This is a genomic window from Ancylobacter aquaticus (genome assembly GCF_004339465.1).
Taxonomy (GTDB): domain Bacteria; phylum Pseudomonadota; class Alphaproteobacteria; order Rhizobiales; family Xanthobacteraceae; genus Ancylobacter; species Ancylobacter aquaticus.
Genome location: NZ_SMFY01000002.1, coordinates 1013332 through 1026771 on the forward strand (window position 1 = coordinate 1013332; position 13440 = coordinate 1026771).

The window sequence follows — 13440 nt, forward strand, 5'->3', positions numbered from 1 at the left end:
TTATGCCCCCGACGGAAAGAACCCTCCCCCACACGACGCCTTGCCGGTGCTATAATCATGTATCTACGGTAATATACAGCCAATAATAACCTTTATAACTACCATATTGCAGTCGAGAGGTAACAAATTAGCGCTGCAATAACTTATACGACTGGGGAACCATACGTAATTCTCGGGATTATTCCTCACACAAACCGGAGGATATCCTATGATCAACGCCAAGACGACTTCTGCGGCCGTTCTCGCGGCCATGCTCGCCCTCAGCGCCCCGGCTTTTGCCCAGTCCAGCGGCACGGGCGGCGCCTCGTCGAGCGCAGGCGCGTCAGACTCGGGCAATACCGGCGGCAATGCGACCGGCTCGTCCGGCACCACCGACAGCAAGGCTGGCGGCATGAACCCGGCGGCCGCAGGCTCTGGCATGGGCTCTTCCGAGGGCCGCAACACCACCAGCGGAGGCACCACGGGCACGGATGCCGCCGGCACCGCCCCGGCCAATGCCGACCGGCCCGATGACACCAGCTCCGATCGCGATTGCACCAGCACGCAGACCCCCTGCTGATCGCTCTACCTTCGCGCTACTGGAAAGGCCGCCCTCTCCCCGGGGCGGCCCTTTTCATGTCGGGATGGCCCCCTCAACAGCGGGCCGCGATTGCGAACAAAACGCGAAACGTGCTCTCTGGGCGGGAGATCCCCTCCCGGAGATTCGTCCGCCCATGCACCCCGCCGCCTATCTCGACAGGCTCAACCCGCAGCAGCGGCGGGCGGTCGAACATGGCATTGCCGGCGCCGGCGAGGTGATTGGCGGGCCGCTTCTGGTGATCGCCGGCGCGGGCTCGGGCAAGACCGACACGCTCGCCCATCGCGTCGCCCATCTCATTGTCAACCGTGCCGATCCGCGCCGCATCCTGCTGCTCACCTTCTCCCGCCGCGCGGCGGCGGAAATGGCGCGGCGGGTGGAGCGCATCGCCGCGCGCGTACTCGGCCCCGATGCAAGGGCGCTCACCGAGGGGCTGACCTGGGCCGGCACCTTTCACGGCATCGGCGCCCGCCTGCTGCGCGACCATGCGCTCGCCATAGGCCTCGACCCGAACTTCACCATCCACGACCGCGAGGACAGTGCCGACCTCATCAACCTCATCCGCCATGAGCTGGGTTTCTCCAAAACCGAGAAGCGCTTTCCCACCAAGGGGACCCTGCTCGCCATCTATTCCCGCGCGGTCAATGCCGAGCAGAAGCTGGAAGAGGTGATCGGCCGCAGCTTCCCGTGGTGTGCCGGCTGGAATGGTGAGCTGAAGGCGATCTTCTCCGCCTATGTCGAGGCCAAGCAGCGCCAGAACGTGCTCGATTACGACGATCTGCTGCTCTACTGGGCACAGATGATGGGCGAACCGGCGCTGGCCGGCGAGGTCGCCAGCCGTTTCGACCATGTGCTGATCGACGAGTATCAGGACACAAACAAGCTGCAATCCTCCATCCTGCTCGGGCTGAAGCCGGACGGGCGCGGCCTGACCGTGGTCGGCGACGATGCGCAGTCGATCTATTCCTTCCGCGCCGCCACGGTGCGCAACATTCTCGACTTCCCCGGCCACTTCACGCCCCGTGCCGAAACGATCATGCTGGAGCAGAACTATCGCTCCACCCAGCCCATCCTCGCCGCCGCCAATGCGGTGATCGATTTTGCCAGCGAGCGCTACGCCAAGAACCTCTGGTCCGAGCGCGCAACGGGCGAGCGGCCGGTGCTGGTGAGCGTGCGCGACGAGATCGAGCAGGCGAACTTCATCGCCACCCGCGTGCTGGAGAACCGCGAGGACGCCATCGCCCTGAAGCAGCAGGCGGTGCTGTTCCGTGCCGCCCATCACAGCGGGCCGCTGGAGGTTGAGCTAACCCGGCGCAACATTCCCTTCGTGAAGTTCGGCGGGCTGAAATTCCTTGATTCCGCCCATGTGAAGGACGTGCTCGGCGTCCTGCGCTTTGTCGAGAACCCGCGCGACCGCGTTGCCGGCTTCCGGGTGCTGCGCCTGCTCTCCGGCCTCGGCCCGGCCACCGCCGCGCGCATTCTGGATGCGGTCGACGCCGCCGGTGGATTGCTGCCGGCGCTGGAAGCGGTCACGCCCCCTCCCCGCGCCGAACAGGAATGGCCCACCTTCCTCGCCATGGCGCGCGAACTCAAGGCGAACGCCGCCGGCTGGCCGGGCGAACTTGATCTGGTGCGCGCGTGGTACGAGCCGCTGCTGGAGCGCCTGCACGAGGATGCCGGCAGCCGGCAGGCCGATCTTGTGCAACTCGGCCAGATCGCCGCGAGCTACCCCTCGCGCGCCCGCTTCCTCACCGAGCTGACGCTCGACCCGCCGGACGCCACCAGCGCCGAGGCCGGGCCGCCGCACCGCGACGAGGATTATCTCATCCTCTCCACCATCCACTCCGCCAAGGGGCAGGAGTGGAAATCGGTGTTCGTGCTCAACGCGGTTGATGGCTGCATCCCGAGCGATCTCGGCACCGGCACGCGCGAGGAAATCGAGGAAGAGCGCCGCCTGCTCTATGTCGCGATGACGCGGGCGAAGGACAGCCTGCATTTGATGCTGCCGCAGCGCTTCTTCACCCATGGCCAGGCGGCGCGCGGCGATCGCCACGTCTACGCCGCCCGCACCCGCTTCATCCCGCCCACCATCCTCGGCCGCTTCGCCATGGCAAGCTGGCCGCCCGCGCAGGCGGAAATGGCCGGCCGACCGGGTGAACCTCGCGCGGCTGTCGATATCGGGGCGCGGATGCGGGCGATGTGGAAATAGCGCGGCCATGGATTTATGCCCGGCCCTTCCCTCATCCCAGCCCCGTCCGCCCCTCACCCCCGGGCTTGACCCGGGGACGCAGCCGAGCTGCCGGCGCGAGGGCTGAAATCTGGGTGGCCGGGTCAAGCCCGGCCATGAGGGCGAGACTGCGAGGGGAAACCGTGCGGGGCGGCCATGCGGGAAAGCGAACGCCCGTTCAACGGAGCGACGTCGGCGCCCCTCAGCGTATCCGAACCCCCGGCCCGTGCTCGCCGGCGGGCAGCAGCATCACGCCGGCGTCCTGCAGGGTGCGAACGAGCAGCGATTCCGTCCCTCGATGCAGTACATGGCGGTGCCGCTCGAAATCGCGCACGGTGCTGCGGGAAACCCCGGCGCGCTCGGCCAGATGCTCTTGCGTCCAGTCGAGAAGCCCACGTGCCGCGCGGCATTGTTCGGGCGCCAGTTCCATCGTTTCTGCCTTGCGTAAAGACGCCCAAATCAACCATAATGGGCGACATCGCGCAAGACGCTGAGGACATCGCCCGCACGGAGGCTCCCGTTACCTATGCCGCATGACACGCTTCTCCTCGCCGCGCTGCTTCTGCCGTTTCTCGGCAGCCTCGCTGCGGGGTTCCTGCCGACCCATGCGCGCAATTCGGCGGCGGTTCTGGCGGGAAGCGTGGCGGTGGCGGGGATGGCCATCACCATCTGGCTTTACCCCACGGTGGCGGAAGGCACGCCGGTGCAGTTCTGGCTGTCCTGGCTGCCCATGCTGGGGCTCGACTTCACCCTGCGGCTCGACGGCCTCGCCTGGCTGTTCGCGATGATGATCTTCGGCATTGGCGCGCTCGTCGTGCTCTATGCCCGCTACTACATGTCGCGCGAAGATCCGGTGCCGCGCTTCTTTTCGTTCCTGCTTGCCTTCATGGGCTCGATGATCGGCATCGTGCTGTCGGGCAATTTGATCCAGCTGGTGTTCTTCTGGGAACTGACCAGCCTGTTCTCGTTCCTGCTCATCGGCTACTGGCACCACAGCGCCAGCGCCCGCGACGGCGCCCGCATGGCACTCACCGTCACCGGCACGGGCGGGCTGTGCCTGCTGGTCGGTGTACTGCTGATCGGTCGCATCGTCGGCAGCTACGACATCGACCAGGTGCTTGAGTCGCGAGACCTCATTGTCCAGAGCGAGCTCTACGTGCCGGCGCTGGTGCTGATCCTGCTCGGCGCCTTCACCAAGAGCGCGCAGTTCCCGTTCCATTTCTGGCTGCCGCACGCCATGGCGGCGCCGACCCCGGTCTCGGCCTATCTGCACTCCGCCACCATGGTGAAGGCGGGCATCTTTCTTCTCATGCGGCTCTGGCCGGTGATGTCGGGCACTGATGCCTGGTTCTACATGGTGGTCCCGGCCGGGCTGGTGACGCTGATCCTCGGCGCCTTCGTCGCCATCTTCCAGCAGGACCTGAAGGGGCTGCTCGCCTATTCCACCATCAGCCATCTCGGGCTGATCACTCTTCTGCTCGGGCTCGGCAGCCCGCTGGCGGCGGTGGCGGCGATTTTCCACACGCTGAACCACGCCATCTTCAAGGCGTCGCTGTTCATGGCGGCCGGCATCATCGACCACGAGACCGGCACCCGCGACCTGCGCAAGCTGAGCGGGCTCTACCGCTACATGCCGTTCACCGCCACGTTGGCCATGGTCGCCGCCGCCGCCATGGCCGGCGTCCCGCTGGTCAACGGCTTCATCTCCAAGGAGATGTTCTTCGCCGAGGCGGTGGCCGACCATACCGGCTCGCTGCTCGACGACAGCCTGCCCTATTGGGCGACGCTCGCCGGCGTGTTCAGCGTCACCTATTCGCTGCGCTTCATCCTCGGCGTGTTCTTCGGTCCCCCGCCCATCGGGCTGGCGCACCGCCCGCACGAGCCGGCGCACTGGATGCGCTTTCCGATCGAGCTTCTGGTGCTGATCTGCCTGCTGATCGGCATCGTGCCCGGGCTGACGGTGGGCCCGGTTCTCGCCACCGCCGTGAACGGCCTGCTGGACGCCACCCCACCCTATTACAGCCTGTCGGTGTGGCACGGCTTCAACCTGCCGCTGATGATGAGCCTCATCGCCATGGCCGGTGGCGTGGTGCTGTATCTCGCCCTGCGCCGTTATCTCCAGAGCGGCATCGAGGGCCCGCCGATCCTGCGCGATTTCAAGGGCCAGCGCATCTTCGAGAAGGTGCTGGCGACCCTGTCGTGGCAATGGGCGCGAGCCGCCGAATTCGCGCTGGGCACGCGGCATCTGCAGCCGCAGATGCGGATCGTCATCACGCTCGCCGTGGTCGCCGCGCTGGCGCCTTTCATTGCCAACGGTGCCGTCGGCACAGGGGACAAGCCCGGCACGGCGCTGCCGCCCGCCTTCGCGTTGCTGTGGCTGATCGGCGGGGCCTGCGCACTCGGCGCCGCCTATCAGGCCAAGTACCACCGCTTCGCCGCGCTGGTGCTGGTGGGCGGAGCAGGGCTCGTGACCTGCATCACCTTCGTCTGGCTTTCGGCCCCGGACCTCGCCGTCACCCAGTTGCTGGTGGAAATCGTGACCACGGTGCTGCTGCTGCTCGGCCTGCGCTGGCTGCCCAAGCGCATCGAGGATGTCTATCCCACGCGCCCGCCGCTGAAGGTGCTGCTGCGCCGCTATGTCGACATCACCATCGCCTGCGGCCTCGGCGGGGTAATGGCGTTCCTGGCTTATTGCCTGATGACCCGCCCGCTGAACTCCAGCGTCTCGCGCTTCTTCGTCGAGCGCGCCTATTCGGAAGGCGGCGGCACCAACATCATCAACGTCATCCTGGTCGATTTCCGCGGTTTCGACACGATGGGCGAGATCGTCGTTCTGTGCCTCGCCGCGCTCACCGTGTTCGCACTGCTGCGCCGGTTCCGCCCGGCGCCGGAGAGCATCCGCACGCCGGAGCAGCAGCGCATCCAGAACGCCTATGACGAAGCCTCGCCCGATCGCTCGCCCGGCGACACGGTGGCCGACTACATGCTGATTCCCCGCCTCATCATGCACTGGCTGTTCCCGGTCATCGCGGTGATGGCGGTCTATCTGTTCATGCGCGGGCACGACCTGCCGGGCGGCGGCTTTGCCGCCGGCATCACGCTCTCCATCGCCTTCGTGGTGCAGTACATGGCGAGCGGGGCGCGCTGGGTGGAGGACCATCTCCGGGTGCTGCCGCTGCGCTGGATGGGGCTGGGCCTGCTCACCTCCTGCGCCACCGGCGTCGGCTCCTGGTGGTTCGGCTACCCCTTCCTCACCTCGCATTTCCAGTATGTGGAGGTGCCCTTCATCGGCAAGATGCCGGCGGCCTCGGCGCTGCTGTTCGATCTCGGTGTGTTCGCGCTGGTGGTCGGCGCCACGGTGCTGATCCTCATCGCCCTTGCCCACCAGTCGCTGCGCAGTTCGCGCGCCTCGCAGGCCGCCGAGGGAGGCGACTGATGGAAATCGTCCTCGCCATCGGCATCGGCATCTTCACCACCTCGGGCGTCTGGCTGCTGCTGCGCCCGCGCACCTATCAGGTCATCATCGGCCTCGCGCTGCTGTCCTATGCGGTCAACCTGTTCATCTTCGCCATGGCCGGCGGCGGGCTGCGCGTCGACGCGCCGCCCATCCTGCCGCCCGGCGGCATCGGCGATCCGGCGGCGATCGCCGACCCGATCCCGCAGGCGCTGGTGCTCACCGCCATCGTCATCGGCTTCGCCATGACGGCGCTGTTCCTGGTCGTGCTGCTGGCCGCGCGCGGGCGCACCGGCACCGACCATGTTGACGGGCGGGAGCCGGAGCGATGATCCCGGTCCTCAACCACCTCGCCATCCTGCCCATCCTGCTGCCGCTGGCGGTGGGCGCCTTCATGCTGCTGTTCGACGAGCGCCGCCGGGCGCTCAAGATGACGCTCAGCCTTGCGACCGTGTTCACCCTGCTGGTGATCGCGGTCACGCTCGTGGTGCTGGTCGGGCTGCCCAATGGCGACCGCTGGTCGACCATGATCGTCTACCCCCTGGGTAACTGGCCGCCGCCCTTCGGCATCGTGCTGGTGGTGGACCGTCTCGCCGCGCTGATGCTGCTGCTTACCGCCGTGCTGGGCTGCGCCACGCTGCTCTTCGCCATGGCGCGCTGGCACAATGCGGGGCCGCGCTTCTACACGCTGTTCCTGCTGCTGCTGATGGGGCTCAACGGCGCCTTCCTCACCGGCGACCTGTTCAACCTGTTCGTGTTCTTCGAAATCCTGCTCGCGGCTTCCTATGGCCTGGTGCTGCACGGCTCGGGCACGGCGCGGGTGCGGGCCGGGCTGCACTACATCCCGATCAACCTTGTCGCCTCGTCGCTGTTCCTGGTCGGCGTGGCGGTGATCTACGGCGTCACCGGCACGCTCAACATGGCCGATCTCAGCCGGATCGTGCCGACCCTGTCGCCGGATTCGCGCACGCTGATGGAGGCGGGCGCGGCGGTGCTCGGCATCGCCTTCCTGGTGAAGGCCGGCATGTGGCCGCTCAGTTTCTGGCTGCCAACCACCTATGCTGCCGCCTGCGCCCCCGTTGCCGCCATGTTCGCCATCATGACCAAGGTCGGCATCTATGTGATCCTGCGCCTGTTCCTGCTGTGCTTCGGCGACGAGGCGGGTGCGTCGGAAGAGTTCGGCGCGCTCTGGCTGTATTATGGCGGCATGGCCACCATCCTGTTCGGCGGCCTCGGCGTGCTGGCCTCGCAGTCGATGCAGCGGCTGGGCGGCTATGCCGTGCTCATCTCCTCCGGCACGCTCCTCGCGGCCATCGGCACCGGCAACAGCGCGGTGATATCGGGGGCGCTCTATTATCTCGTCACCTCCACCCTGGCGATCTCGGCCTATTTCCTGCTGGTCGAACTGATCGAGCGCGGCCAGGCGGCGGGCGCCGATGTGCTCGCCGTCACGCTGGAGATTTTCGGCGACCCGGAGGAGGATATCGAGGACGAGGACGAGGAGGTGGGCGTTGCCATCCCCGCCACCATCGCCGTGCTGGGCGGCGCCTTCCTCGCCGCGACAGCGCTGCTCGCCGGCCTGCCGCCGCTCTCGGGCTTCATCGCCAAATTCGCCATGCTGTCGGCGTTGCTGAACGAGGCCGGAGAGATCCCCTTCGCCCATTGGGCCTTCGTGGCGCTGCTCATGCTGTCGGGCCTCGCCACGCTCATCGCCATGACCCGCAACGGCATTCGCACGCTCTGGGTGCCGGCGGAGACGGAGATTCCGCGCGTGCGCGCCATCGAGGCGATCCCGGTGGGGGCGCTGCTGTTCCTGTGCGCGGCGATGACCTTCGCCGGCGGCCCTGTCATGCGCTACATGGAGGCCACCGCGCAGATCCTTTACTGGCCAAGCGAATATGCCCGCGACGTGCTCGGCGACCGGCCCACCGGCCATGTCACGAGCGATCCCCGCGCCAGCGGCCATGGCCCTTCGGGAGGCACGCCATGACCCGGCTGAAGCGCGTTCTGCCTTATCCGCTGCTGTTCGTGGCGCTGCTTGGCATGTGGCTGCTGATGACGCAGAGCCTTTCGACCGGCCAGTTCCTGCTTGGCGCACTGGTGGCTTTCGGCGGCTGCTGGACGATGGTGGCGCTGGACCCGCCGGCGGGCCGGCTGCGCCGTCCGGGGGCCGTTGCGCGGCTGGCCGGGCGGGTCTTCATCGACGTGTTCCGCTCCAACCTCGCAGTCGGCAGCATCATCCTCGGCAGTGAGGACCGGCGCACCCATGCCGGCTTCATGAGCCTGCGGCTCGACCTCACCAGCCCCTATGGGCTCGCCGTTCTGGCCATCATCCTCACCTGCACGCCCGGCACGCAATGGGTGCGCTACGACCCCTCGCAGCGCGTGCTGATGCTGCATGTGCTCGACCTCGTGGACGACAGGCACTGGGTGCGGACCATCAAGGAGCGCTATGAGAGCCTGTTGATGGAGATCTTCGAATGAGCGTCGCCATCCTCGGCTGGTCGATCACCGTGGCGCAGGTGCTGCTCACCCTCGCCATGGCCTGCGCGGTGCTGCGCTTCATGCGCGGGCCCCGGGCGCAGGACCGCATCATCGGCCTCGACACCTTCTATGTGAACGCCATGCTGCTGCTCGTCACCCTCGGCATCCGCAGCGGCACGACGCTCTATTTCGAGGCGGCGCTGGTCATCGGCCTGCTGGGCTTCGTCGGCACGGTGGCCCTGGCGAAGTTTCTGATGCGCGGCGAGGTGATCGAATGAACGCCCCCGACCTGCCGCTCTGGGCGGCGATCCTCGTTTCGTTCTTCCTCATCGCTGGCGCGCTGGTGACGCTGCTCGGCTCCATCGGACTGTGGCGGCTGCCGGATTTCTACGCCCGGCTGCACGCCCCTTCGCTCGGCGCCACGCTGGGCACCGGCTTCATCCTCATCGGATCGATGATCTGTTTTTCGGTGCTGCAGGGCCGGCCGCTGGTGCACGAGGTGCTGATCGGCCTGTTCGTCACCATCACCACGCCGGTCACGCTGATGCTTCTGGCCAGCGCTTCGCTCTATCGCGACCGGGTGGAAGGCAACGACGCCGCGCCCAAGAAGGACCCGGCGCCGACCGAACTCTAGAGTGCAATCCGATCAGCTTGCGATGCAGGCTGATCGGCGCGTGCTCTAAAGGCCGGCCCGGCCGCGTTCAGCGGCGCTGGTCGCCGGGCTTCTTCGGCGTCCCATCCAGCGAGCCGTCGACGGTCTTCACCGCGTCGGGCGCAAAGCGTCCCCCGTCGCGCTCGGCCGGCTCGCCATCGGTGGGGTGGTTGTCATTGTCCACCTCGCCGAGCGGCGGGGCCAACGGGTCCGACACCGCCGTGGTCCGGTCTTCGAGCACCGCATCGACATTGGCGGGATCGACGACGACGGTGTTCTGGTCGAGCTTGCGGGGATCAAGAACCATCGGGGCGGCCTCCATGAGCATGTCAGGAGGTAACGGGCCGAACCGTCGCGGGTTCCCTTGACGCGGCGGTGCTCAGGCGTGGAAAAGGCGCCGATAGAGCGTCGAGCGGTTGATGCCGAGCCGGCGGGCGGCCTGCGAGACATTGCCGCCGCAGCTCTCCACCGCCTGTCGCATAGCCTCGACCGTGAGCGCGTCGAGCGTACCCACCGGGGCGGTCCCCGTCGGCACCGCCAGAACTTCGGGCGGCAGCATGTCCTCGCCCACCGGGCGGAACGGGTCGGCCAGCGCCGCAAGCGCGCGCAGCGTGCCGGCCAATTGGCGAAAATTGCCCGGCCAGTCATAGGCGGCGAGCCGCGCCTCGCAGGCGTCCGAGAGCGTCAGCCGCTTGTCCTCGACCAGCCGCGCCCACAGCGCGCGCACGATCTCCGCCCGGTCCGCGAGGCGGCGCAGCGGCGGCAATTCCACCGTGTAGTGGGCGATGCGGAAATACAAATCCTGCCGGAAGCTGCCGGCCTCCACCAGCAGCCTCAGGTCGCGATGGGTGGCGCAGAGCAGGGCGAAATCGACTTTCACCGGCCGCCCGCCGCCAAGCGGGGCGACCTCCCGCTCCTGCAGAACCCGCAGCAGGCGCGACTGCAGCGCCAGCGGCATGTCGCCGATCTCATCGAGAAACAGCACCCCGCCATCGGCCTCGCGCAGCAGCCCGCGCCGCCCCTGCCGGCGGGCGCCGGTAAAGGCCCCGTCCTCATAGCCGAACAGTTCGGATTCAATCAGCGTCTCGGGGATGGCGGCGCAGTTCACCGCCACGAAGGCGCCGCCGCCGCGCGCGCTGAGCCGGTGGATTTCGCGCGCCGCCAGTTCCTTGCCGGTGCCGGTTTCCCCCCGGATCAGCACCGGCACGTCGGCCGCCACCATCCGCACAGCGCGCGCCAGTGCCGCCCGTTCCTCCGGGCCGAGCAGCGGGCCTTCCTCGCGCCGTGCCGGGCGCAGCTTCGGCCCGGAAGGGAGTCGCGCGCCCGAGCCCTCGAAACGGCCATAAAGCGGCCCGCCGCCGCGCCCGCGCAGCGCCTGCGTCTCGCCATCCGTGCCGGGCAGCCGCTCCAGCAGATCGCCGGCGCGCTTTTCGCCGAGCGCCGACCAGTCGGCACCGACCAGCCCGAGCCCGGCCCGGTTTGCCGCCACCAGCCGCTCGTCCTCGAAAACAAGCACGCCCTCGCGCGAGGTGCCGAGCAGCGCCCGGTCGGCCTGCAGCCGCAGCACCCGGCGGCCGGAAAAGTCCTCGTCGAAGAAGCGATGCTCGATCTGCTCGACCGCCAGCCGGACAAGCCCAAGCGCGTGGCGGTGGTCCACCGCCGCCGGGCCGGACATGTCGAGCGCGCCGACGGTGTGGCCGTAAGGGTCGAGGATCGGCGCCGCCGAACAACTCAGAATGGCGTGCGGGTCGTAATAATGCTCGCCGCCATGCACGGCGATCGGCCGGCCCTCGACCAGCGCCGTGCCCACCGCATTGGTGCCGGTGGTGCTTTCGCCCCACAGCACGCCGGGGCGCAGCGCCACCTGCGCGGCCCGCGCGGCGAAATCGGCATTGCCGAGCGCATCGAGGATCAACCCCTCGGCATCGGTGAGGATGACCACGCAGCCCGTCTGCATGGCGTCGGCATAGAGGCTTTCGATCTCCGGCCGGCACAGCCGGCGCAGCCTCTCGTGCCGCTCGGTGATGGCGCTGAGCTCATGGGCGGTGAGCGGTTCGAGGCGCGGCAGGGCGGCGCTGTCGAGCCCGCGCTCGGCGCAGCGCTTCCACGAGCGCAGGATCGGCTCGGGCACCAGCGCCGCCAGCGGCCGGTCCTGCAGACCGAGCTGGAAGAACTGCTTGCGCGCGGCCAGCACGGCGCGCGGCGAGGCCTCTTGGCGCATGCGATCCTCCCGGAGTGTTGCAAAATGCCACACATGTCGCAGGTCTTGTTGTTCTTTCCGACAGTTTCTACCAAGTTTTCACCCGGCGTCCATCGGTATCATCCTCACCCCTGCGCGAGTACATCGGCAATCCGAGCGATTTCAATCCTTTGCCGTGTTGCAATGACGATTTTGTGCATTGCGAAAAGAGGCTGGCACGGGCGCTGCAATATTGAGTGTCCCAGTCTGGGAGGACCCAATGAACAAGCCAGAACTCGCCATCACCAAGCAGTCGCCGTTCAAGGCCCGCTACGGCAATTTCATCGGCGGCCAGTTCGTCGAGCCGGTCGCCGGCCGCTATTTCGACAACACCTCGCCCGTCACCGGCGGCAAGATCTGCGAGATCGCCCGCTCCGACGCGGCGGACATTGAGAAGGCGCTCGACGCTGCCCATGCCGCCAAGGACGCCTGGGGCAAGACCTCGGCCGCCGAGCGTGCGCTCATCCTCAACAAGATCGCCGATCGCATGGAGGAAAATCTCGACCTCCTCGCGCTGGCCGAGACGTGGGACAACGGCAAGCCGATCCGCGAGACGACCGCGGCCGACATGCCGCTGGCCATCGACCATTTCCGCTATTTCGCCGGCGCCGTGCGCGCCCAGGAAGGCGGCATCAGCGAGATCGACCACGACACCATCGCCTATCATTTCCACGAGCCGCTCGGCGTCGTCGGGCAGATCATCCCGTGGAACTTCCCCATCCTGATGGCGGTGTGGAAGCTCGCCCCGGCGCTCGCGGCGGGCAATTGCGTGGTGCTGAAGCCGGCGGAGCAGACCCCGGCCTCCATCCTCGTGCTGGCCGAGCTGATCGCCGATCTGCTGCCCCCGGGCGTGCTGAACATCGTCAACGGCTTCGGCCTTGAAGCCGGCAAGCCGCTCGCCAGCTCCAACCGCATCGCCAAGATCGCCTTCACCGGCGAGACGACGACCGGCCGGCTGATCATGCAGTACGCCAGCCAGAACCTCATCCCCGTCACGCTGGAACTGGGCGGCAAGTCGCCGAACATCTTCTTCGCCGACGTGGTGGCCGAGGATGACGATTTCTTCGACAAGGCGGTCGAGGGCTTTGTCATGTTCGCGCTCAACCAGGGCGAGGTCTGCACCTGCCCGAGCCGCGCGCTGATCCAGGAAAGCATCTATGACCGCTTCATGGAGAAGGCGCTGAAGCGCGTCGAAGCCATCGTGCAGGGCTCGCCGCTCGACCCCGCGACCATGATCGGCGCGCAGGCCTCCTCCGAGCAGCTGGAGAAGATCCTGTCCTATATCGACATCGGCAAGCAGGAAGGCGCCGAGGTTCTCATCGGTGGCGAGCGCAACAATCTCGGCGGCGATCTTGCCGGCGGCTACTACGTCAAGCCGACCGTGTTCAAGGGCACCAACAAGATGCGCGTCTTCCAGGAGGAGATCTTCGGGCCGGTCGTGTCCGTGACCACCTTCAAGGACGACGCGGACGCGCTCTCCATCGCCAATGACACGCTGTACGGCCTCGGCGCCGGCGTGTGGACCCGCGACGGCAACCGCGCCTACCGCTTCGGCCGCGCCATCCAGGCCGGACGGGTGTGGACCAATTGCTATCACGCCTACCCCGCCCACGCGGCGTTCGGCGGCTACAAGCAGTCCGGCATCGGGCGCGAAAACCACAAGATGATGCTCGACCACTACCAGCAGACCAAGAACATGCTGGTCAGCTACAGCCCGAAGAAGCTCGGCTTCTTCTGAGGGTAAAAGAGCCTTCCGCCTTCCCTCATGGCCGGGCGTGACCCGGCCACCCGGGCTTTTCACCTGTCG

General features: G+C 67.5%; 12 protein-coding genes. 9 read left to right on the forward strand and 3 right to left on the reverse strand.

What is annotated here, in order from left to right:
* Positions 1 to 208: 208 nt before the first annotated feature.
* Together EV667_RS14245 and EV667_RS14250 are read left to right on the forward strand one after the other, a co-directional pair.
* Positions 209 to 559 (forward strand): hypothetical protein, encoded by a 351-nt coding sequence (locus EV667_RS14245; RefSeq protein WP_131835966.1) that lies wholly within the window; start codon positions 209 to 211, stop codon positions 557 to 559.
* Positions 560 to 713: 154 nt separating this feature from the next.
* Positions 714 to 2786, forward strand: coding sequence for an ATP-dependent helicase (locus EV667_RS14250; RefSeq protein ID WP_131835967.1), 2073 nt, complete (start codon positions 714 to 716; stop codon positions 2784 to 2786).
* Positions 2787 to 3006: 220 nt separating this feature from the next.
* Here the strand turns inward: EV667_RS14250 and EV667_RS14255 are convergent, their stop codons facing one another.
* A complete protein-coding gene (locus EV667_RS14255; protein ID WP_131835968.1) occupies positions 3007 to 3234 on the reverse strand; it encodes a helix-turn-helix domain-containing protein in 228 nt (75 codons plus the stop codon).
* A 96-nt stretch (positions 3235 to 3330) separates the two neighbouring features.
* Between EV667_RS14255 and EV667_RS14260 the strand changes: the two genes are divergently transcribed.
* The 6 genes from EV667_RS14260 to mnhG are packed head-to-tail and all read left to right on the forward strand — an operon-like array spanning position 3331 to position 9376.
* On the forward strand, positions 3331 to 6240 hold the full coding sequence (locus tag EV667_RS14260) for a monovalent cation/H+ antiporter subunit A (protein ID WP_131835969.1): 2910 nt from the start codon (positions 3331 to 3333) through the stop codon (positions 6238 to 6240).
* The gene (locus tag EV667_RS14265; RefSeq protein WP_131835970.1) at positions 6240 to 6590 is read left to right on the forward strand and encodes a Na+/H+ antiporter subunit C; all 351 of its coding nucleotides are present in this window, start codon (positions 6240 to 6242) and stop codon (positions 6588 to 6590) included. The genes EV667_RS14260 and EV667_RS14265 overlap by 1 nt, the downstream gene beginning before the upstream one ends.
* Positions 6587 to 8248 carry a monovalent cation/H+ antiporter subunit D gene (locus EV667_RS14270; RefSeq protein ID WP_131835971.1) on the forward strand — a complete coding sequence of 554 codons (1662 nt, stop codon included), beginning with the start codon at positions 6587 to 6589 and terminating at the stop codon, positions 8246 to 8248. The genes EV667_RS14265 and EV667_RS14270 overlap by 4 nt, the downstream gene beginning before the upstream one ends.
* Complete coding sequence (locus EV667_RS14275; RefSeq protein WP_131835972.1) at positions 8245 to 8742, forward strand: Na+/H+ antiporter subunit E; 498 nt, start codon at positions 8245 to 8247, stop codon at positions 8740 to 8742. Before EV667_RS14270 ends, EV667_RS14275 begins: the two co-directional genes overlap by 4 nt.
* Positions 8739 to 9020, forward strand: a complete 282-nt coding sequence (locus EV667_RS14280) for a K+/H+ antiporter subunit F (protein WP_131835973.1) — start codon at positions 8739 to 8741, stop codon at positions 9018 to 9020. Before EV667_RS14275 ends, EV667_RS14280 begins: the two co-directional genes overlap by 4 nt.
* On the forward strand, positions 9017 to 9376 hold the full coding sequence (gene mnhG / locus EV667_RS14285) for a monovalent cation/H(+) antiporter subunit G (protein WP_131835974.1): 360 nt from the start codon (positions 9017 to 9019) through the stop codon (positions 9374 to 9376). Before EV667_RS14280 ends, mnhG begins: the two co-directional genes overlap by 4 nt.
* Before the next feature lie 67 nt (positions 9377 to 9443).
* Here mnhG and EV667_RS14290 read toward each other — a convergent pair whose 3' ends face one another.
* Together EV667_RS14290 and EV667_RS14295 are read right to left on the reverse strand one after the other, a co-directional pair.
* Positions 9444 to 9701 carry a hypothetical protein gene (locus EV667_RS14290; protein ID WP_131835975.1) on the reverse strand — a complete coding sequence of 86 codons (258 nt, stop codon included), beginning with the start codon at positions 9699 to 9701 and terminating at the stop codon, positions 9444 to 9446.
* 72 nt (positions 9702 to 9773) lie between these two features.
* On the reverse strand, positions 9774 to 11615 hold the full coding sequence (locus tag EV667_RS14295) for a sigma-54-dependent Fis family transcriptional regulator (protein WP_131835976.1): 1842 nt from the start codon (positions 11613 to 11615) through the stop codon (positions 9774 to 9776).
* A gap of 238 nt (positions 11616 to 11853) precedes the next feature.
* Between EV667_RS14295 and adh the strand changes: the two genes are divergently transcribed.
* Positions 11854 to 13371, forward strand: a complete 1518-nt coding sequence (gene adh / locus EV667_RS14300; protein ID WP_131835977.1) for an aldehyde dehydrogenase — start codon at positions 11854 to 11856, stop codon at positions 13369 to 13371.
* Positions 13372 to 13440 lie beyond the last annotated feature (69 nt).

Excerpts from the sequence above, each read along its gene's own strand:
- EV667_RS14270 (WP_131835971.1), top strand. The coding sequence starts at position 6,587 with ATGATCCCGGTCCTCAACCACCTCGCCATCCTGCCCATCCTGCTGCCG.
- EV667_RS14290 (WP_131835975.1), bottom strand. The coding sequence starts at position 9,701 with ATGGTTCTTGATCCCCGCAAGCTCGACCAGAACACCGTCGTCGTCGAT.
- adh (WP_131835977.1), top strand. The coding sequence starts at position 11,854 with ATGAACAAGCCAGAACTCGCCATCACCAAGCAGTCGCCGTTCAAGGCC.
- EV667_RS14265 (WP_131835970.1), top strand. The coding sequence starts at position 6,240 with ATGGAAATCGTCCTCGCCATCGGCATCGGCATCTTCACCACCTCGGGC.
- EV667_RS14260 (WP_131835969.1), top strand. The coding sequence starts at position 3,331 with ATGCCGCATGACACGCTTCTCCTCGCCGCGCTGCTTCTGCCGTTTCTC.
- EV667_RS14275 (WP_131835972.1), top strand. The coding sequence starts at position 8,245 with ATGACCCGGCTGAAGCGCGTTCTGCCTTATCCGCTGCTGTTCGTGGCG.
- EV667_RS14250 (WP_131835967.1), top strand. The coding sequence starts at position 714 with ATGCACCCCGCCGCCTATCTCGACAGGCTCAACCCGCAGCAGCGGCGG.
- EV667_RS14280 (WP_131835973.1), top strand. The coding sequence starts at position 8,739 with ATGAGCGTCGCCATCCTCGGCTGGTCGATCACCGTGGCGCAGGTGCTG.
- EV667_RS14255 (WP_131835968.1), bottom strand. The coding sequence starts at position 3,234 with ATGGAACTGGCGCCCGAACAATGCCGCGCGGCACGTGGGCTTCTCGAC.
- mnhG (WP_131835974.1), top strand. The coding sequence starts at position 9,017 with ATGAACGCCCCCGACCTGCCGCTCTGGGCGGCGATCCTCGTTTCGTTC.
- EV667_RS14245 (WP_131835966.1), top strand. The coding sequence starts at position 209 with ATGATCAACGCCAAGACGACTTCTGCGGCCGTTCTCGCGGCCATGCTC.
- EV667_RS14295 (WP_131835976.1), bottom strand. The coding sequence starts at position 11,615 with ATGCGCCAAGAGGCCTCGCCGCGCGCCGTGCTGGCCGCGCGCAAGCAG.